This is a genomic window from Mameliella sp. AT18 (assembly GCF_028807275.1).
In the GTDB taxonomy this organism is placed as follows: domain Bacteria; phylum Pseudomonadota; class Alphaproteobacteria; order Rhodobacterales; family Rhodobacteraceae; genus Antarctobacter; species Antarctobacter albus.
In genome coordinates, this window is the sequence record NZ_JARAMO010000214.1 from 21,851 (window position 1) to 28,891 (window position 7,041).

A 7,041-nucleotide genomic window follows, 5' to 3' on the forward strand; every position below is an offset into this window, starting at 1 on the left:
TCTCACCTGGGTACAGGTTTAGAGGTGGGCGGCTTACCACTCGATTAACGTTTCAAAATGTACCGTTAAAGCGCAGCGCACGCACATCTTGTGGACAAGACGGCAAGGGCGTGCCGATTTTCCCACAATATGGCCCTGGCCGCCGCCTTCGAATGGACAGGGCTAGACGAACACATTAGCAAGGGTCGGGAAACAGTGTTGGCAACGAGGTGGGGGACCATGCCGGGTTTTCACAACGGAAAATCGGGCCTCGTACGGCGCGTCGCGCTTGCGGGCACCATTCTGTCCGCGCTCGGCGGCGCCGTCCGGGCAGAGGAGGGTGTGAACAGCCTTCCATTCAACCTGTACGGCTCTCCCGGCCTGGTTGACATGCCCACCGCACAGGTGCCGCCAGACGCGACCCTTGCCGGGACCTATGCGCATTTCGGCGGCACATCGCGGACCACGCTCTATTTCCAGATCCTCCCGCGGCTGTCCGGCACCTTCCGCTATTCCGCGATCGAGAACTTCACCGCCAATAATGGCACGCTCTTCGACCGCAGCTTTGACCTCCGCTACCAGCTCCTGACCGAAACCGAACGCCGCCCCTCGGTGGTCGTCGGCATCCAGGATTTCATCGGGACGGGCATCTACTCGGGCGAATACCTGGTCGCGTCGAAAACGGTGTATCCCGGCTTGACGCTGACCGGCGGTCTTGGCTGGGGGCGCTACGGGTCCTACCAGCCCTTTGGCAACATGGGCACGCGGCCGGGCAAGATCACCAACCAGGGTGGCCTGCCCGAGATCGACCGTTTTTTCCGTGGCGACGTGGCCGCCTTTGGCGGGGTCTCCTACTCGCCCAACGACCGCTACACCTTCAAGGTGGAATACTCCTCTGACGACTATGTCGATGAGGTTCAGCGCGGCACATCGAAGAAATCCAGCCCCTGGAACTTCGGTGTCGACTACCGGTTCAAGAATGGTGGGCAGCTTTCGCTATACCACGTCCTGGGCACGGAAATCGGCGCGCAGTTCACCTTTGTCACCAACCCCAAGACCCTGGGCGTGCCCGGCGGGACAGAGCCATCGGGCCTTCCGGTCGCGCCCCGCGCGCCCGGATCGGCTGCGGACCTTGGCTGGACGCTGGACTCCCAGCGCTCGGCTTCCGTCACGGCTTCGCTCAAGAACCTCGCCGCCAAGGAAGGGTTGGAGGTCGAGGGCATCGACCTGCAAAGCAGCCGTGTCACCGTTCGCCTGGTGAATCCCAAATACGGCGCCCCGTCACAGGCCTTTGGCAGACTGGCCCGGGTCATGACCCGAGTCATGCCGGCCTCGGTCGAGGTGTTCGAGATCGTGCCCGTGGTCAACGGCATGGCGATGTCCGCCGTCACCTTCCGCCGGTCCGACCTCGAGCGGCTGGAACATGATGCCGCCAACGAGATGCTGGCCCGAACCAACTTCGGCGACGGCTTTGGCAAGGCGCCACCGCCGGATGACGGCATCTACCCGAAATTCACCTGGGCCATTTCACCGTTCGTGCAGCTCTCGGTCTTTGACCCGGACAACCCTGTGCGTTTCGACGCGGGTCTGCGCGCCTCGGCGGAATACGAAATCACGCCGAACCTGATTGCCAGCGGGTCGATCACCAAGAAGCTCACCGGCAACCTCGACAAGGTGAAACGCCTCGACAAGTCGAACCTGCCGCGCGTGCGCACCGACCACGCCCGCTACTCGGAAGAAGGCGACCCGGCGATCGAGTACCTGCAGCTGGCGCACTACGGACGCCCGGCCAAGAATGTCTATTCCCGCGTGACGCTGGGCTACCTTGAACAGATGTACGCCGGTGCCTCGGCCGAACTGTTGTGGAAACCGGTCAACAGCCGTCTCGCACTGGGGGCAGAGCTGAACTACATCCAGCGCCGTGACTTCGACCAGCTCTTTGGCCTGCAGTCCATGACGACAACGGACCCGGTGACGGGCGTCAAGCGCGAGATCCCCAACGTCAACGGCCATGTCTCGGCCTACTATGCCTTCGGCAACGGGTTCCACGGACAGCTTGACGTGGGCCGTTACCTGGCAGGCGACTATGGCGCGACGGTCGCTCTGGACCGCGAGTTCGCGAATGGCTGGCGCGTGGGTGCCTATGCCACCTTTACCGATGCCTCCTTCGAGGACTTCGGCGAAGGTTCGTTCGACAAGGGCATCCGTTTCACCATGCCGCTGGCCACCTTCTTCGGCCAACCGTCGCGGCGCCGGAACGATGTCCTGATCCAGTCGCTGTCGCGGGACGGCGGTGCGCGTCTCAACGTCAACGGGCGTCTCTACGAACAGGTCCGCGACTACCACAAACCGGACGCTGTCAATTCTTGGGGAAGGTTCTGGCGATGACCCGGCGCAGCATTACACGCATCGGCCTGGCCCTGACGGCGGCCCTGGCCCTGGTTTCCTGCGGCAACGCGAACAAGGACACGGCAGCTATTCTCAAGCAGTTGCCCAAGGCGATCTTTTCAAAGAAGGAAGCGCCGAAGCCGCTGACACCGCAGCAGATCGCCAAGGCACTGGGGGCCACAACGGATTCCGTCTACCTGTTCGAACTGGAAAGCCGTGACAAGGTTCAGGTTCTTCTGCAGAACATCCAGCGCAATGGTCCCTACCAGACCTACGGCAACCCGGCCCGCCAGGTGATCGTCCTGCGCGATGGCATGATCACCTCGACCCGTGGCCTGGGCGGCGACCTGATGTCCTCGGAAGAGGACCAGTTGCTTTCCTACGTCAAGGCACGCCGTGAAGGCCGGGTCAGCTATGACCAGCGTTTCCTCACGCCCGAGGACGTAACCGAGGTACATCGCTACACCTGCTACCTGACGACAGGTGGCACCGTGCCCGTGGCAGCCGGGCTCGTCCGCGCCAGCGGGCAGCTTGTGACCGCCAAGTGTACCGCCGCCGACGGCATGTCGCGCGATTTCACCAATGCCTACGTTGTCGGTTCTGATGGTTACATCTACAGCGGCAAGCACTGGCTGGGCAGCTATATCGGCTATGTGAACTCGCAGGTTCTGCGCCGCTGATCCTCAGCGGCGCCGGTGCATGGACACCCGCCGGAACACCGTCGCCCACATCAGCCGTTGATCCGTGCAGGGATTGCGCCGCGCCGCGTACAGGCGATCCAGGCGCGCCTTGCGCGGGATGCAGCGGCGACAATAGACCTCTTCGGTTTCTTCCGCACTCTCGGTCCGCGCCAGAAGACGCTCCTCTGTCTTGTGATAGGCCATCGACGCCATCCCCGTGATCCCGGGCCGTTCCTTCAGCACCTCTGCATAGATCTCGGGGTATTTCTCGACGTAACGGCGCAGCGGCGCGCGGGGGCCGACAAAGCCCATGTCTCCTCTCAGGATATTCCAGAGCTGCGGGAGTTCATCCAGCCGTTTGCGCCGCAACCAGGCACCTGTCGGCGTGATGCGGCCGGACTTGGACGGACCGGTGACGCCGGCATCGGCCGGGTCATTCTTCATCGTCCGGAACTTCCACAGCAAGAAGGACCGCGTCGGGCTTTTCATCCGTTCGGAGCGATAGATGATTGGCCAGCCATCGTTGCGCCAGACCACGACCGCCACGTAAAGAATGAGTGGTGAGAGCAGCACCGTCATCCCGATTGCATAAAGGAAATCAAGCGTATGCAGCAGGGGCCGCCGCGTCCTCATGGCCAGGTGCCCCCCGCTTGGGCGCCCTTGACCAGGTGATCCGCTGCCGCCGCCCCAGATGGCAAAGCAAGGATCCGAGACAGCCGGGACGTGTCCAGCCAGACCTTCGGCACCGCCGTCTCGGGGGCGACGCGCCAGTCGATGGTGCAGCCGGCGGCGCGGGCAATTTCCCCCATTTCCGTCGGCACGGGCGCGGCAACATTGTAGGTGCCCTCGGCGGTAACGTCTTCGACCAGCGCCTCGATCACGCGCACAAGGTCGGGCGGGGCGATATAACTGCGCGCCGGGCTTGACCCGTCAGGAAAGCGATCCAGCGTGATCCGCCCTCCGGGGCGCAGATTGGCAAAGAGACTGTCAGCCCCCGCGACGTTCCCGATCCGCAGGATGATATTGCGCGGCCCCTCGCCACTGGCTCTTTCCTCAATCGCCTTTTCCATCGCCAGCTTGGCACGGCCATAGTCCGACACGGGCCGGGCCCGGTCAGCTTCCGAAACCGGGCTTGTCCCCGGCCGATAAACCGCGGCACTCGAGCAATGCAGCACCACCCCTGCGCCCATTGACTTGCCCAGGTCCAAGGCCGCCAAGGCAAGTCGCGAATTATCGTCCAAGTTGCATCCAGGCCGCGGTGTCACACCCCAAAAGGCAATTACTGCGGCCACGTCTTCGATCATCGGCAGAGGTCCGCCGACCTGCCAGACAAGGCCCCCATGCCCTTCCGAACGGTAGACCGGAACCAGAGAAAACCTGTTGAATTGCCATAAAGAGCATAGCATTCGGCCAAGTTTTCCACTGGCACCCATCAGCAGGACCTTGCGGGATTGCTGTGTTCCTGCCACGGTTTGACCCTCAATTCGCTTTCAATCGACCGTCAGACTGTCTATCAGCGGATTGAACCGCTAGAAAGTGTCAAACACCGGTTGGGGGACTGGAGTGTCTGCAAAACTGAGACTTATCACCCTGTTGGCCGCCGTTCTTGCCTTGGCGGCGTGCAGCCTGCCGCGCGGCGCGGCGATCCAGTCCGAGGTACTCAACCAGAAGGACGCGGAAAAACCGACTTTCCAGGTGATCGAAGTCACCCGTGAAAATGTTCCCGGTCTTGCCACATGGTCCGCCAGCGGCTGGCACGGGCACTACCATTGGCCGAATACCAGCCACGGCAGCAGTTCCTCGGTCATCCGAACCGGCGACCGCATCGACATCATCATCTGGGACAGCCAGGATAACTCCCTGCTGACCAGCCCCGGCGAACGCTTTGCCGAGATCAAGGGTGTCGAGGTCGACTCGCAGGGATCGATCTTTCTGCCCTACGTCAACAAGGTCGGCGTGCGCGGCCTGACCGCGACCGGCGCCCGTGCCAAGATCCAGGAACGGCTTGCACCGATTCTGCCGTCGGCACAGGTTCAGCTTAACCTGCAGCAGGGCCGTGATCACACGGTTGACGTGGTCGGCGGCGTCGGCAAACCCGGTGCCTACCCCCTTCCGTCGAGAAACTACAAGGTTCTCAACTTGTTGGCGGATTCTGGCGGCGTGATGCCGGATCTGCGCAACCCCCGAATCCGCCTGCTGCGCGGCTCCAAGACCTACGAGATCTCGGTGTCGCAACTGCTGTCGGACGGTTCCAAGAACGCGCTTCTCCTGCCCCGAGACACGGTTGTCATCGAACAGGATGACCGCAGCTTTACCGCCCTTGGCGCCAGCGGGATCGAGAACCTGATCTATTTCCCCAAGGATTACGTCACCGCGCTTGAGGCCGTGTCGCTGATGGGCGGCCTGTCCGATACCCGTGCAGATCCCAAAGGTGTCCTGGTGCTGCGGGAGTATCCCGCCAAGGCCATCAGTCCCACGGGGCATGGCCCCAGGATGCAGCAAGTCGTATTCACGCTGGACCTGACCACCGCCGACGGTCTCTTTGCCGCGCGCAAGTTCCAGATCCAGCCCGATGACACCGTGCTTGCCACGGAAAGCCCGATCACCTCGGCGCAGACAATCTTTGGCATGGTCGGGGCGGTGCTGGGCGTGTCGGCCCAGGCGAACGCCATTTCGAACTGACCTCTGGCGGACGCGTTCAGCGTCCGCATTTTCACACATCGCGGGACAAGGGCGGGACATGGGTCTCATTCGCTTTCTCGCCGAAAACGCGCGCTGGCTGTCCGCCGGCGCGCTGCTCACGTTTCTGTCGAGCTTCGGCCAGACCTTCTTTATTTCGATCTTTGCAGGTGAAATCCGCGAAGGATTCGACCTCAGCCACGGGCAATGGGGTGGGATCTACACCATCGGGACCAGCGCCTCGGCGGTGGTCATGGTCTGGGCAGGCGCGCTGACGGATCGGTTCCGCACCCGCGTGATCGGGTCTATCGTATTGATCTTGCTGGCAAGTTCCTGCCTTTTCATGGCCCTGAACGCATGGGCGGCCCTGCTGCCGCTGGTGATCTTCGCGCTGCGGTTCTGCGGCCAGGGCATGGCCAGCCACACCGCCGTCGTCTCGATGTCGCGCTGGTTCGTTGCGACGCGGGGCAAGGCGCTTTCGGTCGCTGGCCTCGGGTTCGCCCTGGGTGAGGCGCTGCTGCCGGTCAGTTTCGTCTCGCTCATGCTGGTGATGGACTGGCGCTGGCTTTGGGTGGCGGTGGCCTGTGTCAGCTTGGCGGCGGTCCCGGTCCTGCTGTTGCTACTGAGGAAAGAACGGACGCCGCAGAGTCATGCGGAAACCGATCATTCCGTGGGCATGGACCAAAGGCACTGGGCCCGGCCCGAAGTGCTGAAACACTGGCTGTTCTGGTTCATGGTGCCGGCCTTGCTGGGGCCGCCGGCCTTCAACACCGCTTTTTTCTTTCAGCAGGTGCACTTCGCAGAGGTCAAGGGATGGTCCCACCTGGAGCTGACAGCCCTGTTCCCGATCTACACGGCGGCGGCGGTCGGCGCGATGGTCATGGCGGGCGGGCTGCTGGACCGGCTGGGCACCGGGCGGCTGATCCCCTGGTCGCAACTGCCCATGTTCGTTGGGTTTTTCTGTTTCGCCCTGGGTGATAGCCTAGGCTGGACCCTGGTCGGGCTGTTGTTCGTGGCGATGACCACGGGGGCGACACATACCCTGCCCAATGCCTTCTGGGCAGAGTTCTATGGCACCCGCAGCCTGGGCGCGATCAAGGCGATGGCGGCGGCGGTGATGGTCTTCGGCTCTGCCATTGGGCCGGGGATCACCGGCTACCTGATCGACTTCGGCGTGGCGATCGAGACGCAGTATATAGGGCGTCGCGCTCTATTTCCTCTTTGCCACGGCGATGATGTGGGTGGGGGTTTCGCGGGCACGGACGATGCTGTGACGCGGCCCCGAAGTTTGTACAAAACGTACGTTTTGTACGTC

Annotated in this window: 6 protein-coding genes; 4 read left to right on the forward strand and 2 right to left on the reverse strand. The window is 62.8% G+C overall.

Features of this window, described 5'->3' with window-relative positions:
• Positions 1–219 precede the first annotated feature (219 nt).
• Together PVW46_RS18915 and PVW46_RS18920 are read left to right on the forward strand one after the other, a co-directional pair.
• The gene (locus tag PVW46_RS18915; protein ID WP_083242474.1) at positions 220–2,367 is read left to right on the forward strand and encodes a YjbH domain-containing protein; all 2,148 of its coding nucleotides are present in this window, start codon (positions 220–222) and stop codon (positions 2,365–2,367) included.
• Positions 2,364–3,047: a YjbF family lipoprotein gene (locus PVW46_RS18920; protein WP_069211179.1), complete on the forward strand. Its 684-nt coding sequence runs from the start codon at positions 2,364–2,366 to the stop codon at positions 3,045–3,047. The genes PVW46_RS18915 and PVW46_RS18920 overlap by 4 nt, the downstream gene beginning before the upstream one ends.
• Before the next feature lie 3 nt (positions 3,048–3,050).
• Here the strand turns inward: PVW46_RS18920 and PVW46_RS18925 are convergent, their stop codons facing one another.
• Positions 3,051–3,680: a sugar transferase gene (locus PVW46_RS18925; RefSeq protein WP_069211178.1), complete on the reverse strand. Its 630-nt coding sequence runs from the start codon at positions 3,678–3,680 to the stop codon at positions 3,051–3,053.
• Positions 3,677–4,480 (reverse strand): NAD-dependent epimerase/dehydratase family protein, encoded by an 804-nt coding sequence (locus PVW46_RS18930; RefSeq protein WP_083242473.1) that lies wholly within the window; start codon positions 4,478–4,480, stop codon positions 3,677–3,679. Before PVW46_RS18930 ends, PVW46_RS18925 begins: the two co-directional genes overlap by 4 nt.
• 130 nt (positions 4,481–4,610) lie before the next feature.
• On the opposite strand from PVW46_RS18930, the gene PVW46_RS18935 reads away from it, so the two are divergent.
• A complete protein-coding gene (locus PVW46_RS18935; RefSeq protein WP_223306218.1) occupies positions 4,611–5,729 on the forward strand; it encodes a polysaccharide biosynthesis/export family protein in 1,119 nt (372 codons plus the stop codon).
• Positions 5,730–5,787: 58 nt separating this feature from the next.
• Positions 5,788–7,041 (forward strand): MFS transporter (locus PVW46_RS18940; protein WP_338020535.1); only part of this gene is annotated, 1,254 nt, incomplete at its 3' end.

Excerpts from the sequence above, each read along its gene's own strand:
- PVW46_RS18915 (WP_083242474.1), top strand. The coding sequence starts at position 220 with ATGCCGGGTTTTCACAACGGAAAATCGGGCCTCGTACGGCGCGTCGCG.
- PVW46_RS18930 (WP_083242473.1), bottom strand. The coding sequence starts at position 4,480 with ATGGGTGCCAGTGGAAAACTTGGCCGAATGCTATGCTCTTTATGGCAA.
- PVW46_RS18925 (WP_069211178.1), bottom strand. The coding sequence starts at position 3,680 with ATGAGGACGCGGCGGCCCCTGCTGCATACGCTTGATTTCCTTTATGCA.
- PVW46_RS18920 (WP_069211179.1), top strand. The coding sequence starts at position 2,364 with ATGACCCGGCGCAGCATTACACGCATCGGCCTGGCCCTGACGGCGGCC.